14 protein-coding genes are annotated in these 14,507 nt (G+C 42.6%); 7 read left to right on the forward strand and 7 right to left on the reverse strand.

Going from position 1 to position 14,507, the window contains the following annotated elements; translation table 11 throughout:
* Window positions 1–236: 236 nt before the first annotated feature.
* From MSMAS_RS11585 to trmY, 7 genes are all read right to left on the reverse strand, one after another.
* Entirely contained in the window at window positions 237–845 is a 609-nt protein-coding gene (locus tag MSMAS_RS11585) for a HemK2/MTQ2 family protein methyltransferase (RefSeq protein WP_011034456.1), read from the reverse strand.
* 18 nt (window positions 846–863) lie between these two features.
* Complete coding sequence (gene rsmA / locus MSMAS_RS11590; protein ID WP_394296931.1) at window positions 864–1,733, reverse strand: 16S rRNA (adenine(1518)-N(6)/adenine(1519)-N(6))-dimethyltransferase RsmA; 870 nt, start codon at window positions 1,731–1,733, stop codon at window positions 864–866.
* Window positions 1,734–1,773: 40 nt separating this feature from the next.
* Entirely contained in the window at window positions 1,774–2,505 is a 732-nt protein-coding gene (locus MSMAS_RS11595) for a DUF655 domain-containing protein (RefSeq protein ID WP_011034454.1), read from the reverse strand.
* A gap of 352 nt (window positions 2,506–2,857) precedes the next feature.
* Window positions 2,858–3,211: an RNA polymerase Rpb4 family protein gene (locus tag MSMAS_RS11600; protein ID WP_048046575.1), complete on the reverse strand. Its 354-nt coding sequence runs from the start codon at window positions 3,209–3,211 to the stop codon at window positions 2,858–2,860.
* Window positions 3,212–3,681: 470 nt separating this feature from the next.
* Window positions 3,682–3,975, reverse strand: coding sequence for a 50S ribosomal protein L21e (locus MSMAS_RS11605; protein ID WP_011034452.1), 294 nt, complete (start codon window positions 3,973–3,975; stop codon window positions 3,682–3,684).
* A gap of 252 nt (window positions 3,976–4,227) precedes the next feature.
* Window positions 4,228–5,523, reverse strand: coding sequence for a tRNA pseudouridine(54/55) synthase Pus10 (locus MSMAS_RS11610; RefSeq protein WP_011034451.1), 1,296 nt, complete (start codon window positions 5,521–5,523; stop codon window positions 4,228–4,230).
* Between the two features lie 259 nt (window positions 5,524–5,782).
* Entirely contained in the window at window positions 5,783–6,418 is a 636-nt protein-coding gene (gene trmY, locus MSMAS_RS11615) for a tRNA (pseudouridine(54)-N(1))-methyltransferase TrmY (RefSeq protein WP_048046576.1), read from the reverse strand.
* Window positions 6,419–6,593: 175 nt separating this feature from the next.
* Here trmY and MSMAS_RS11620 point away from each other — a divergent pair, with 175 nt between their 5' ends.
* From MSMAS_RS11620 to MSMAS_RS11650, 7 genes are all read left to right on the forward strand, one after another.
* Window positions 6,594–7,250, forward strand: a complete 657-nt coding sequence (locus tag MSMAS_RS11620) for a metallophosphoesterase (protein WP_048046577.1) — start codon at window positions 6,594–6,596, stop codon at window positions 7,248–7,250.
* Window positions 7,251–7,596: 346 nt separating this feature from the next.
* Complete coding sequence (locus MSMAS_RS11625) at window positions 7,597–8,838, forward strand: MgtC/SapB family protein (RefSeq protein WP_011034448.1); 1,242 nt, start codon at window positions 7,597–7,599, stop codon at window positions 8,836–8,838.
* A 676-nt stretch (window positions 8,839–9,514) separates the two neighbouring features.
* Window positions 9,515–10,057, forward strand: a complete 543-nt coding sequence (locus MSMAS_RS11630) for a cupredoxin domain-containing protein (RefSeq protein WP_048046578.1) — start codon at window positions 9,515–9,517, stop codon at window positions 10,055–10,057.
* A gap of 376 nt (window positions 10,058–10,433) precedes the next feature.
* Entirely contained in the window at window positions 10,434–11,612 is a 1,179-nt protein-coding gene (locus MSMAS_RS11635; RefSeq protein ID WP_011034314.1) for an IS256-like element ISMma16 family transposase, read from the forward strand.
* Window positions 11,613–11,880: 268 nt separating this feature from the next.
* Window positions 11,881–12,483: a cupredoxin domain-containing protein gene (locus MSMAS_RS11640; RefSeq protein ID WP_048041146.1), complete on the forward strand. Its 603-nt coding sequence runs from the start codon at window positions 11,881–11,883 to the stop codon at window positions 12,481–12,483.
* 24 nt (window positions 12,484–12,507) lie between these two features.
* On the forward strand, window positions 12,508–13,674 hold the full coding sequence (locus MSMAS_RS11645) for a tRNA (guanine(10)-N(2))-dimethyltransferase (RefSeq protein ID WP_011034445.1): 1,167 nt from the start codon (window positions 12,508–12,510) through the stop codon (window positions 13,672–13,674).
* Window positions 13,675–13,799: 125 nt separating this feature from the next.
* A complete protein-coding gene (locus MSMAS_RS11650; protein WP_011034444.1) occupies window positions 13,800–14,465 on the forward strand; it encodes a winged helix-turn-helix transcriptional regulator in 666 nt (221 codons plus the stop codon).
* The last annotated feature ends 42 nt before the right edge of the window (window positions 14,466–14,507 follow it).

Raw genomic sequence — 14,507 nt, forward strand, 5'->3', positions numbered from 1 at the left:
TCAGGTGGATTAAATTCACTAATTAGATATAGAGTTATCTATGGAGAACCAGAACTTTATATGATGAGTTTCTGAAAGGTTTAAGGTTTTTAAAAAACCTGGAGTTCTAGCAGGAAAATAGATATAAAAGACAGGTTTTAAGGCAGGTTTCAGAATAATTTTAAAATAGATTTATTCCAGAAATAATTTTGAAATAGATTTATTCCAGAAATAATTTTAAAATAGATTCTAAAAAATTAAGGAATCTTCCCCCTGACTACGATTAACTCTTCAAATGAAACTTTTTTTCTCAATACAACATCAACCTCAAAACCCATTTTTATCATCCTATCCTTTACAGCCTCAAGCCCTGTAATCGAAGAAATCAATACCAGGACTTTTCCTCCGGGCTTCAGGTAGTTTCTTACTTCATCCAGAAAACGGTCAAGAGTCTCTCTCCCGCTGGCTCCGCCGTCAAAAGCGTAGTTAAGCCAGCCGGTAACTTTTTCTTCTTCGGAAGTTGGAAGATAAGGCGGATTAAAAAGGATGAGGTCAAAAGGAGTTCCCTTACTTCCGGGTTTTAGCCCCCTGAAAAGGTCGGTGCGGATTACTTCAACCCCATTGGCTTTTGCGCAGAGGGCGGCATGAGGGTTGATCTCGGTTGCAAAAATTCGGATACCTTTAACATTTGCCCTGATAACAGCAGATACGAAACCTGATCCAGCTCCGATTTCCAGGATACGCATACCCGGTTCTGCCTCTTCAAGAGCGGCATCGGCAAGCAAAAAAGAATCCTCTGCCGGCTCGTAAACGAGATCCGAAGCTCCGAGTCTGACCCGGGTATTTCTGTATTCGATTTCAACCATATTTATCGGAATTTTATGTCAGAAATTTCTGGATTTAAGGTCAAAAATCATGTTTGCAACGCTGGCAAGCTCTTCAGGTGTAAGGTCTTCCGCCCTTTTGTTCATGAAATCTTCGGGGAGCTGGCTTACAATCTCTTTGATGTCAGGGATTTTGAGCAAAGAACTGGTGTTCAGTATTGCGTTTCTGAGCTTTTTCCGGCGCTGGCTAAAGACCGCAGCTACAAACTGGAGGAAGAAAGTTTCATCCCTCACCTCAAAAGGAGCCGGGCGCGGAATCAGTTTGATAACCGCAGAATCAACCTCAGGGGCTGGCTGGAAGGCGCCTTTCGGGACCTTCATGACAATGGAGGCATCAGCAAAGTAGCAGGTATCGATCGTGAGACGGGAATAGTCTTTACAGCCGGGAGGAGAGACCATGCGAACTGCAAACTCGTACTGGTACATAAGAACCCCGAGTTTGAATTTATGACGTAAAAGCTTGAAAGTAATTTCCGAGGAGATAGAATAGGGAAGGTTTGAGACGACCTTGTCGAACTCAGGGAAATCGACTTTCAGGGCGTCTCCTGCTATAATCTCTATATTCTCTGCAGCATCGAAACGGTCATGCAGGACTGATACAAGGGCAGGGTCAAGCTCGACAGCAATCACCTTCTTTGCCCTTCTTGCGAGTCTTTCCGTAAGGTTTCCGATTCCCGCACCTATCTCAAGAACTGTATCCTGCGGACTCAGCTCAGCAGCAGCGACTATCCGGTCAAGGTAGCCTGCATCGATAAGAAAATGCTGGTCAAAGGTGCCCCCTTTTATATTGTACTTTTTAAGAATAGAACGAACCAGGTCTGAAACCTCCTGAATGAAATAATGTTTTAAAACTGAGCGTACAGAAACAATACCGGAAAAAAATTAAAAAATAGAAAAAAAAGTTTCCCGCTCACTCGGGTCTCTGGCGGCGGGGAGGTGTGGTGAATAGCCTGTACTTTATAAAGTCATCTTTGAGTTCTTCTTCGATCCTGTGAGAGATAACCTTGGCAGGGTCGTGAAGACTTGGAATCCTTTCGCGGATGTCCTGAAAGCTCTTGAAATCCCCTTTCTTGCGTTCATCAATGATGGACCACATAAGTTTTTTACCAATTCCAGGAAGGAGTTCAAGCATATGCAGACGGGTTGTAATGGAATGGGCATCATTGAAAAATTTTACGAATGCTTCTTCTCTGTGCCTTACAATAGCTTCAAGGATAAACGGCAGCTCCAGGTTGGCTCCGTTTGTAAGGTCAGAGTAACCTATCCTCTGCTTTACGTGGTCTATTTCATTCCTGTCCCCCGGGCCTATATAGACCCTTGACTGGATATCAGGAATAACCCCGCTTTTGGGGACGAGTTCCATAAGAGTAAACTTCTTGTCCCCAATAGCCTGCACGAGAGGTTTTTTCTGATAAGCTGACTTGCCGTCAATGGATTTTCCGTATGGGAGATAATCCAGCACCCATACGTATTCTTCCCTGTCCTGCGAACTTTCCACGGCTTTCCCGGATGAGCGCGGAGCTCTTTCTGACTGCCTTTCAAATTGCGGTTTGCCTGCCGGACGCCTGCCGCCAGAAGAAGGTCTTTCGGCAGTGGTTCTGCCAGTGTACGGTCTACCTGATTGCGACTTATCTACTTTCATCAGCACCCATCCTATCGGTAATATGAAACCCCTTTAATTGAGACCCCGGTGTATCTTTCAGGGATGCTCAAACTTAGATATGCCCAGCTTCTTTTAGCTCTCTTTTTGTTCAGGGTTTTTCCCGGATGCATTAACACATCCCTTCAGTTCTGAAAACCGGGAGATAACCTGCAACACGGGATTCTCAGGTTAAAATATTTTAAGAACCAGAGAATTTTATAATGCTAAATTCTAATGCTAAATTTATCAGGTCGGAGCACTTGCATACTTTAAAGTACTCCAACAAGTTTTAGAATACTTCCCTCATAAATAACAAATACACTGCTATATAGTTATTCTCTTTAACTTTTAATTATTCCATAGCTGCGAATACATAGTCCAGAATTTGATCAAGCTCTTCATTGCTCAGTGTGTATTTTTCTTTTGCATAGATTGACCTGAGTTCGTCTCTGGATTGAGGCAGGATATCCGCGATCCTGACCGCAATAACCGGTTTCATTTTTTCGAGCTCAAGCAATTTATTAACAAGTTCTCTTGATTTTACTCCGCTGATCCTGGAGAACTGCTCCGCATGATTGAGGGCTTTTCTAAAACTGTATGAAACCTCGATCCCCTTCTCTCTGCGCTCTTCAGCGATCGCGGTAAGTATATCCTTGACCTCAGCCAGTGTCAATAATTCTTCGTTGAGTACTTCCTTAACTATCATCGAAATACACTCTTTTGAATTAAAATATCAGTATCTGTACTTCCTTACAGAGCAATCCTTTCCAGTGCTTTTATGAGCTCTGATTCCTGCTGCCAGTATTATGTCTTTGAGTACCGGTATGCACCCGATAAGCCGGAACTATTTTAAATAACGGTATCCTGAGCCATCTGTGCCATGTTCACAGATAATACATCTCAACCATATGTTTTACAAATGATATATAATTATAGATGTTCCCTTACCAGGATAAGAGATTAATTTTAAAAAGCAGTTGTTCCAGATCCCTTACAAGCATACTTGCTTTATAAAGGCTTTAAGGGATTGGTTCTGTTATGTCTGATACCTGCTATTATTCAGCCTGCAATTTGCTGGAATTCCGTCAGGATTTTAGACCTCCGGCTGGAGGTCAGCATACCTTAAACCCTTAAGAGAAGGAGATTAGGTTTAAAAACCTAACTGCCTGCTCGAAATCAGTATTTCTGGGGTTTCAGGTGCTGCGGAACAGAAAAGACTTCCTTCATTGAGTTTCCTTCGCGGACTGCCAGAATATATGACCTGCCGCGCTGTCCTATAACTTTTCCTGTAAAGCCCTGGAATTTCGGATTTGGCATCCCTTTCTGGACGCTGGGGTCGATGTCAATGTGAACCATCTGTCCATCTTCGAATTCCTGGATTGCCTTGCTTACAGGGGAAATTCCTCTTTCACGAACCGTCTTCTGTAATTTGTACCTTGTGCAGCGTCTTTCACCGTGTGAATTTGTCATCGCATGTTCCTCCGTTAGAATGCTCGATTAATTTCTCTTTAATAAAGTTTCTGTTTGGTTTTCCTCTAAATAAAATGGATATTATTTAAATGAACCGTTCATGAAGCCACTTATTCCCTATGGCTCGGCCGGCCAGTGAAACCGATTAGATGGATAGATTCATTTAGTTCAGATAGATCAGGATTCCAGATCAGATCTATCCAAATTATTTAGATTTATCTGGTTTTAAGGGCAGGTTCAGATGTTTAAGGCTTAAATTTCGACGTTAACCACATCAAGATCTTCCACGAGCGCAGGGATTCCTAAAAGCCCTGTCAGGCTCGGGTTTGTCCTGCCTTCATCTCCGGAAATCAGTTCTTTGACGTACAGCCCGCCTTCACAGTTTACGGTGATATAAGCATAACCGTCATCCGTCAGCTCGTTAAGCGTGATGCTGTGCACGTACCTTTTCCGTATAAGGTCTGCCCGCCTGTGGACCACACGCTTTGGGGTCTGCTGGGCGATCTCTGTGCCATTCAAAGACTCAAGGCAGGATTTAAGCTTTTCCTCTGAGACAGGCTCTTTAAATGTAACTTTAAGCTTATAAGTTTTATCCGCCTTTGAGCTTTTCAGGGTTTCGATCATTCCTTTTTCAACGAAGCGAAGATCCCTTACCTCGACTTTTCCTGCCGCATTTTCATTAATTTTTGCAGCAAGTGCTTCAAGGTCGGCACTGCGTTTTACAGGAGACTTTGCTTCCACCACAAAGGGCCTGCCGCTTCCAAGCATAAGGGCATCGATATCTTCCCTGCCCGACCCATGGAAAGCCGTGTCAACAGCTTCAAAAGCCTCGACAACGGGGCCTTTGATAAGCTCGTCCACGGATTCCGGGTACTGTTTGCCTGTAAACCCGCATTTCTCGCAGCCTTTACCCCTGCATTTTCTGCAGGGCCAGCGTGTCTGGGGAATTCCTCTGACCTTTTTAAGGTAGCGCCCATAGATATACACTGAGCGGACCTGAAGCTCGAATTTGTTTGTTGCAAGGTCAAGGGTGATAACAATATCCGGGTTTTCAAAGTCCACTTCCTTATTGACTCTTTCTGCAATCCGCTTGCCCACTTCCCTGTTAAGCTCGGTTTTCAACTGCTCGGCATATGCAGTCCCTGCCTCAGCCCACAGGATTTCCTCATTCTCACTGAGAAGCCCGCTTACCTTTGTGCCGACGAGGAAGGTGGAGTACTCAAGCCCTTCCAGAGCTTTTGCAGCTTCCTCTGCCCAGAAATCCAGTTTTTTAAACTGGTCAAGGCAGACCCAGCACTGCTCGTTTTCACCCTCTATTCTTAGAGTTTTCCTGGCAAGGGCGCTGCACGGGGCAAGCTCCTTTAAAAGGGAGTCATCATTTTCACTTTTATAAATGCGGTCCCCTTCCAGGGCAAGGGCAAGTTTTACTGCCTGTCCGCGTTCTCTGTTGCTGAGACCTGTAGATAATTTTGCAAACTGACGGCCCATGCAGTGGTCACATACAGGGCCCTCGTGCAGAATCTTTTTTGAAATTTCGAGTACATCCATTTATTTCACATTCTCCAAGCTTGTTTTCGGGGAATAGACCTGAAGCGGATTATTGAGAGCTTATATTGAAAGACCTGGTTTAATTAAGAGACCAGGTGAGGATTATATTAAGATATATATTAACAAATTACTGAAAGGAGGTCCCCGGCAGTATTCAATAAAGCATCTGCCCTGAAATGCACGTCCGGATAAGTTCTGTCCTGATACAGGGAAATAGGATATAACTTTTTGGATAAAAACCAGAAACAAAAACTGAATCTCAGTCTTCGGGTCGGGAAATGTTTCCTCCTGGAATTTCCCCTCTCTCGGCTTCAACCCTGTCAAGTTCGTTATGAATAAGGGTTATGCAGTGGTTGGAGTGAAGGGAAATGGGCCCAACGGAAATGACCTGTGCTCCTGCTTCAAGGAGCTGCTTTTCCTCTTCTTCCGTAACTCCTGTATGGTCGCCCAGAATAAAAACAGGGTCTTGAATCTCACGGGCGATTTCTCTGAAGTCCTTCCCATCTTCCCTCAGATAAAGCAGGGTACGCCCCTCAAAAGAAGCCAGAAGGGAATTCAAATCCCCGGTGAGGGTCCAGACTCCGGGCGTGGACCTTATATCCTGTCCGGCTGCATTTTTCAGAAGGGCTTTCTGGATAAGCGAACCGCTGCTCCTTTCGTCGGGATTGAGGTATCTCAGGTGGAGACCTTCAAACCGGATTATTTTTCCGGGCTCGGGCTCTCCCAGGAGGAGCAGGTGAACATTTACATCCCTGCGCATCCCGAAAGAGAGAAAAAGGGAAGAGCTTACGCAGCGGCAAAGTATGTCCATTCTTCCTGCAGACCCCGGAAGATCGTTTAAAGAAAAGTCACCGCTTGTCATTGCTTTATGCCCTATGATTACGATATCGCGCATGGGGCAGTAATATTACGTAAGGGATATAAAACATGTATGCATGTTTCACAGAAGAACACATGACATAATATGAGAAAGAGATAATATTTAAGACTCGATAGAGAATAAAACCAGAGTAAAGAGTCATGATTAAACGATAAGTGGATTGAAAATTCAAAATAAGGACGAGATAAGGATGAAGATACTCGCTATTTCCGACCCACATGGAGACTATTCGAAGATTGAAGAGATCATAGAAAAAGCCGGGGACTTTGACCTGGCTGTTGTGGTCGGGGACATAACTAACTTCGGACCCGATGAGAAAGTAGATGAGCTGCTTGGGATGTTTGATAAGCCCGTGCTTGCAATCCCCGGGAACTGCGACCACAGGAGCATCCTGAAAGCCCTTGACAGTTCAAAAGCCGTAAACCTTCACGGAAAAGCCGAACAGGTTGGAAAAATCAGGTTCATAGGGCTTGGAGGCTCAAACCCTACCCCTTTTAGCACCCCTTTTGAGCTTTCCGAAGAAGAAATAGAAAACGCCCTTGAAGGAATGGTCTGCTCAGCCGAAAACTCAGGGGAATGCGGGAAAATAGTGCTCCTTACACATGCTCCTCCGCACGGAGCCAGAGATGAACTCCCATTCGGGCACGTGGGAAGCAAAGCGATCCAGAAGTTTATTGACAGGGTAGACCTTATCGTCTGCGGGCACATCCACGAAGCAAAAGGCATGGAAAAAGCCGGGAAAACACTTGTGGTAAATCCCGGAGAGGCCTGCAAGGGTTCCTGTGCTCTTATAACCATTGAAGAGACCGAAAACAAACCCATCGAGGTTGAGTTCGTGGAAGTATAAATAAGATTCAAATGGCTTAACTAGATTCAATTGGTTTAATGAAATTTACTTGCTTTAGCAAAAACCATTTAGCCGCATTTGAGAAAATTCGGTGTTATTACAGGAATTTTAGAGATTCCAATAACTCCGAACCTTTTTCTACTCAGGAGTATATTCATTAGTAAGAACATCTTTACTATAGAATTATATTTTTGTTTTAAACTTTCATGTTAGCTTTAAACGTATCGTAAAATCCATTACAAAATCCAGTAAATATTGCTATTTTGCCGGCGTGCAGAATTATATAGAAAAGCTGAGGGGTTGAACTACGGACGTAATCAAAGATTTCGGTTTCGATCCAGTCTTTGTGGATTTCCTGACAAAACTTGCCATTGCATTTTTGATAGGGATAATGGTAGGTGTGGAAAGGGAACACAGGGGGCTTGAGCACGAGATTTTTGCAGGAGTCAGGAGTTACAGCATAACATGCATAACTGGCATGCTTGTAGCTCTGGCAAGCGAATCCATAGGAACAGGCTTTGTATACGTATCCACGCTTTTCTTTGCGGCTATGTGTTCCATAATCACCTATTCCAAAATATTCCTTTTCAAGAGGATAGGGGTTACAAGCCCCATTACTTTATTTTTTATTTTCGTGATGGGAGTCCTTGTAGGCTATGACTACGGCCTCTTTGCCATTGTTTCTTCAATAGTCGTAGCTTTCCTGCTTATCCAGAAACAGCCCCTCCACCAGTTTGCAGGAAACCTTACAAAAGAAGAGCTTTACAATGCCATACAGTTTCTGGCTGTCGCTTTCATACTTTATCCGGTTATGCCGGAAAAACAGTTCTTCGGGCTTCTAAACCTCAGATACGCGATCCTTATTGTAATTCTTGTTTCCCTTATCAGCTTTTCAAGTTATGTTCTTTTGAGAAAATTCGGGACAAAACGCGGCCTTTATTATTCGGGCTTTCTCGGGGGCTTTATTAACAGTGAAGCCACCACAGGAGCGCTGGCGGGACTTTCAAAGAAGGCAGAGGAAATGGCTGCCCCGGTTATTACAGGGATCCTGCTCTGCAATATTTCCATGCTCATTCGGAACCTTGTTCTGGCGTTTATAGTTGACCCGACTGGCAGGACAACCATGCTTATGCTCCTTCCCCAGCTTGTACTTATTATAGTTTCAATTGGAATGGCTTACAGGCACAGCAAGAAGGTCTGCCCGATAGGCGGGGGAGAACTCAAGATCCAGTCTCCTTTCTCACTGGGCCAGGCATTTAAGTTTGGCATTGCTTTTACTCTGATCCTCGTTATAGGGAACTTTGCCTATAATGCTGCAGGGACTACAGGAATATACCTGACTGCCCTTGGTGCTCTTGTAAGCAGTTCAGGAGTGATAGTCTCCGTAACTCTTCTTGCCGTAAGTGGGAATATTTCTTACGAAGTCGCAGCAAATACAGCAGTAATTGCAAGCCTTGTAAGTACTGTAAATAAAATTCTGCTTTCGAAGATTTCAGGCTCTTCAAGTCTCTTTTCTCTTGCCATAAAGGATTTTGGGATCATTGCAGCCACAGGAACTCTGGCTTTAGTTATATTGAATTTTCTGTGAGATCGAATTCTGTAAGTCGAATTTCTATGAAATCGAATTCAGTAAGGCCGAATATTCTATAAAATCGAATTCAGTAAGGTCGAATATTCTGTAAGATCGAGTATTTTGTAAGAAAAGCGGCAGAAAAAATGGTTTGTCGGGCACATTCATATCAGTACAGGCACACTCATCACACTCATATCAGTATAAATCAGCTTTAAGGACCTGATGCAGATAAGTAAAAAAATTAAGTGAAAAAATAACTGGAAGAAAGCAGTCGATCCTGTACTATGTTTATACTTCAGGATAATTGCCACAGGCAAAATCTGTTTTGTCACCTGTTATAATTCTACAAAATTCTAACTGCTCTTGAATTCAAAACAATGAACTAAAATTCAATGGGAGCCCTGCTAAGGATAATATCGAATATAAATGGAATTTACGAAAATATATTAATATGTAATAAACATATAAGGAAAGCTAACAGCTTAAAAAAGAAAAAAGTCCATTAAAACAAGAACTTAGAGTTAAATAACATTGGCTGTTAAATAAATAAGAGTAATCAATCAATGCTTGAAAAAATTCAGATAAATATATCAAAATATCAAAATAAACCTGTTGAAACTGGGATATTGAAACCCGGAATTATTTGTGAAAATTTCTTAATTCCATAAACAAAAAAATTGTGGGGAATATAATGAAAACAAAGCTCATGGTTCTGCTTCTGGTATTAAGCGTTGTTTTACTCTCCGGATGCACTGGAGACGAACAGCCCTCCCCGGAAGAAAACGTGACACCTGAAGAAACAGTAACCCCGGAAGAAACCATTACTCCGGAAGAAACGGAAACGCCGGCAGAGACTGAAACTTCGGAGGAAGTTGAGACCCCGGTAGAAACTGAGACAGAAGAAGAAAATGTAACCGCGGAAGAAAATGAAACTGAAGAAAGACCTGCAAGCAATACTTCCATAAGGACATCTCCCTATACCATAAGGCTGGATAACTACAGGGCATCAGCCTCAAGTCTTGATATTAAAGAAGGGGAAACAGTTGCCTGGCTGAACTTTCAGGACAGCCCCAGGAGAGTTTTCACCCTTGTGAGTGAACAGGAACTTTTTGACAACCAGAGTCTTTCTTATAGGCGTTCATTTGCATATACTTTCAATGAGACCGGAACATACAACTTTACAGTTGTCGGGCAGCCCAGAATGAACGTAACCGTAGCTGTAACTGAGCCTTAATGAATTTCTCAGAAATTCTGAGCCGTTCCTGAGAATACAGGAAACTCTTTAAAAAACTAATCTTAAACTGGAAAGTCAGCAAACTTTCCAGTAAATTTACTTATTCTTCTTTTTATTCTAATTTTATTCTTCTTTTTATTCTAATTTTATTCTTCTTTTTATTCTAATTTTATTCTTCTTTTTATTCTTCTTTTTATTCTTCTTTTTATTCTTCTTTTTATTCTAATTTTATTCTTCTTTTTATTCTTCTTTTTATTCTTCTTTTTATTCTTCTGTTTAACCTACTGCATTACATTTTTACATTGAACCCTTAACAAGAATATTGTTTCCGACATCTAACTCATCGGCAGTGTACCGAAAGTTCTGTAAATTATGATTGACTCTGTATCCTTTTCCTTTCACCACAAAAAAACAGGATGCAGAGTCAATGGTAGATTTATTCTCACTCATAAAAGATTATCTTGTCGATCAGGAAGATGGAATTCGCCATTTAATTACGTGGTTTTTAAATCTCGTAATGGAGGAGGAAGCCCTCCTCCAGGTTGGTGCACAACGTTATGAGAGGACTGATTCTCGTAAAGCCAGTAGAAATGGCTACAAACCCCGAACCCTCCTTACCAAGTATGGAGAACTTGAATTATTAAAACCTCAATTCCGTGAGTTTCCCTTTGAAACTCAGGTATTTGAGAAATATTCCCGAGTTGAACAGGCCATCTTATCCGCTGTAGCTGAATCTTACCTGCAAGGCGTTTCCACCCGAAGGGTGGATAAGGTCATGACTGCTTTGGGAGTTGAGGGAATCTCAGCCTCTTCAGTTTCCAGGATTACAAAAGAGCTGGATGAGAAAGTTTCAGAATTTTTGTCAAAGCCAATAGAACACGAAATTCCTTATTTGTTTATTGATGCTACTTATCTCAAAGTAAGAGATGGACTTCATTACGAAAATAAAGCTCTCTTTATAGTTTCTGGAGTCAGGGATGATGGTTTTCGCGAGATTCTTGGAGCAAGATTGGCAGACAGCGAAGACTCTCTGTTCTGGCAAGATCTATTCGAAGACCTGAAAGAAAGAGGGTTAAGAGGTGTCAAGTTAATTGTTTCTGATGGTCATAAAGGAATACAAAAAGCAGTTAGAGAATCCTTTATCGGATCAAGCTGGCAGATGTGCCACGTTCATCTGATAAGGCAAGCTCTAAAAAAGGTTCAAAAAAAGAAGCAAAAAGAAGTAGCAGATAAGATAAAAGAAGCATTGGTAGACCGTCATAAATACAATGATTTGATAAGGGAACTGGATAAGATGGAATATAAAAGTGCAGCTGATACTCTTGAGAATTTTCAGTATGATGTAATGAATTACATGCAGTTTCCACAGAGTCATTGGAGAAAAATAAGGACGACAAATATGATGGAGAGAACTAACAAGGAGATAAAAAGAAGAACCAAAGTTGTAGGAGCATTCCCTAACCAGGAATCAGTATTGAGACTGGTAGTCTCAATACTCATTGATATAAATGAAGACTGGATTACTGGAAACAGGTATATAGTAATGGAGCAGTAATCAAAAAAGAAGACTAAGGGGTATAGAGCAAATTTTACAGAAAATTAGGCACACTGCCAACTCATCTTCATAGAAAAATAATTTCAGATAAAAAAGCTGGTAAATCGGAGAACCTTTCTTTCAAAAATTTATTTCTTTGAGAAAAAAAGTGATATCACCAATCACAAACAAACTATTTTTAAAATAAGGTATATTATAAGAAAATATTATTATTTAATAGGATTATATTGAATTGGGAGTAAAAAAGAAATTAACTCAAGGGGGAATCATGGCAATAAAAAAACTTATCCTGCTTTTTATAGTCCTGTCAGTCTTAATCTCCGGCTGCCTTAATTCAGGAGAAGAGCAGGAGCTGGAAGATGAAGATTCCGGGGATTCAGGAAGTTCCGGAGGGTATTCTGGAGGGCAGAGATACGAGGAAGTGCAAACAGCAGAAGAAACAATAACATCAGAAGAATTGGGAACGCCTGTAGAGACAGAAACGTTTGAGGAGATAGAGACTCCTTTTGAAACAGAAACAGCTGAAGAAACGCTGACTCCGGAAGGCGCTGGCACAATTGCAGAAGGGCAAACCGAAAACCTGACGGAAGAAGAAACCTCGCAGCCTGCGGAAACCGAACCGAGAACGTACCTCGTAAGGCTCAGGGAATATGTGATCATCCCTTCGGAGCTGGAAATCAATGTAGGGGATCTCGTGGTATGGAGAAACTTTGAAGATAGCGTTTTTACCCTGACCAGCGAGGAAGGGCTTTTCGAGGACCAGAGGCTAGGATACGGGAACACCTTTAATTACACATTCACTGAAACCGGCAACTACAGTTTCAGCGTTAGCGGATATCCGAACATGCGAATGACCATCACTGTAAAATAATATCCCAAAGTATAGCAACTTTAGATGATCTGTAGAACTATAGTGGAAGGGACAACAAAGATATCGGTTCCGGTCCCGCCTCCGGATGCAAATTTCCCTCCCTCGGCAGCGCCGGTGTTCTATAACCCGGAAATGGAGCTTAACCGTGATATTAATGTTGCAGCAACTGCAGCATTTGTGGAGAGGCTTCTTTCAAAAAAAGACATACTGAGAGAGGAGATACGTTATGTGGATGCTTTTTCGGCATCAGGGATCCGTGGACTGAGGATTGCAGGAGAAGTAGGGATTCACTCGACCATGAATGACTGGAGCCACGAAGCGTTTGAACTGATAAAGGAAAATATTAAAATTAACGGGCTTGAGGAAAAAGCCCAGGCTACTCGCAGGAATGCAAATGTCCTGCTTCATGAGCAGAGGTTTCATATTGTTGATGTTGACCCCTTTGGCACTCCTTCGCCTTACCTTGATGCGGCTGCAAGTTCGGCATACAGCATGCTTTCGGTTACTGCTACAGACACAGCACCTCTCTGTGGCGCACACCTTAACTCAGGGATCAGAAAATACGCATCCGTGCCACTAAATACGGAATACCACAGCGAAATGGGATTGAGGGTACTGCTCGGAGCCTGTGCAAGGGAGCTTGCAAAACACGAAAAAGGCATGTTGCCCCTGCTCTCCCATGTTACACGCCACTACGTCCGCACTTACCTTGAAGTCCTGCCCGGGTCCAGAAAGGCTGATAAGACCCTTAAGTCCATGGGATTCGTGGCTCACTGCCCCAGATGCGGTTTCAGGAAACCCGTCTATGGGCTTGCTGTCCATATTGAAAAGGAATGCCCTGAATGCGGAGGATTGACAAAAATCGCAGGCCCTCTCTGGCTCGGACCTTATAGAGAGCCTGAGTTCTGCAATGAAGTGATTTCCGAACTTGAGGCGCATCCCCTGAATACAAAAGAGAAGGTAAGGAAAATAATTACGTTCTGCAGGGATGAACTCGACATTCCTATGTTCTACGACCAGCACGTAATCTGCAAAGAACTCGGGGCTTCAGCAACAGGTATAGAGAGCCTTATAGAGGCGCTCAGGGCAGGCGGGTTTGAAGCTTCGAGAACTCATTTCACAGGGACCTCTTTCAAAACAGATGCTCCCATAGCCGAAATAAAGAAGATAATCCTGGCACTTTCAGGATGAAGAGTATACTCATTTAAAAAATGGAGACATAAAAACTGTTCCAATAATATATAAACTATTAACGAATAATAAACGCCTGAGCTCAGATACAGAAATGATCCGCTAAAAAACTCTATGTGATACTCATGTCTGAAGAAGATGCAGAAAAGCTGTTTTTGCAGGAAAAACCCACGCGTGCACTGCTATTCATAGGTTCTACAGGAAAAACCTATGCTTCTGTTATTTCAAAGGAGATAGACTCGACATTTGCCCATACTACGAGGATTCTTTCGAAGATGGAACAGTCCGGACTTATAAGATTCACATTCGAAGGGCGGATAAAATTTGTTGAACTTACGAAATACGGAGAGGAAGTCGAAGCTGCCCTGAAAGATTTTCGGAATATAATTTCTGAAGAGTCTCCTTTAAGAAAAGAATACCTGACAGCAGAAGAAGCGGGCAAAGTGGATAAAGTCAGGGAAAGCGAAGGAAAGGAATACAGAGAACACGAAGAATGGGAAGAAGAAAACGAAAGCGAAAAAGATCTTGACCCTCTCAGCGCCGAAATCCTGGAAAAGGTAAGGAATCTGAGGAACAAAATAGAGGGCATCTACAGGGAAGCAGCCGAGACAGGGCAGAGTAAGGAGATGCTTTCAAGAAAACTTGGCCCCAACAGCCGGGACATCAAAAAGCTGTATAATCAGATTGAAAACGCAGAAACTCCTGTTGACGAAACAGTGGTTTTAGCTCTGGAAGAAACAGAAGGGCTCCTTGAATCTTACCTGAAGGGCTCAAAGCCGGAGAATGTTTGATTCCCGCAGTACGATAGAGAAGAATGAATTGGCAGGAAAAAA

Source organism: Methanosarcina mazei S-6 (assembly GCF_000970205.1).
GTDB classification, from domain to species: domain Archaea; phylum Halobacteriota; class Methanosarcinia; order Methanosarcinales; family Methanosarcinaceae; genus Methanosarcina; species Methanosarcina mazei.